This is a genomic window from Streptomyces sp. URMC 126 (genome assembly GCF_051386555.1).
Taxonomy (GTDB): Bacteria; Actinomycetota; Actinomycetes; order Streptomycetales; family Streptomycetaceae; genus Streptomyces.
The window spans coordinates 1-251 of sequence record NZ_JBPQTX010001125.1 but is presented as its reverse complement, the minus strand read 5'-3'; the positions used below and the strand labels follow the sequence as shown (position 1 = coordinate 251).

The window sequence follows — 251 nt, the reverse complement described above, 5'->3', positions numbered from 1 at the left end:
GGTCAGAACTGCTCGGTGCCCCGGCCGCCCATTGAGCCCTTCCTTTAAGGAGTCGGTGTGTCCCATCCATTCGAGAGCGACGATTCCGCATTTCTCGTCCTGGTGAATTCCGAGGGGCAGTATTCGCTGTGGCCGGAATTCATCGAAGTGCCGGACGGCTGGTCGGTCGAATGGGGACCCGGTGACCGCGAGACCAGTGTCCAATACATCGAGGCGCAGTGGACGGACATGCGCCCCGCCAGCCTCAGGAA

At 61.8% G+C, this 251-nt stretch carries 1 protein-coding gene; it reads left to right on the top strand.

Translation table 11 applies throughout. The features are described 5' to 3' along the window. Positions 1-57: 57 nt before the first annotated feature. A partial coding sequence (locus tag ACSNOK_RS35350) for an MbtH family protein (RefSeq protein ID WP_436784777.1) occupies positions 58-251 on the top strand: 194 nt, incomplete at its 3' end.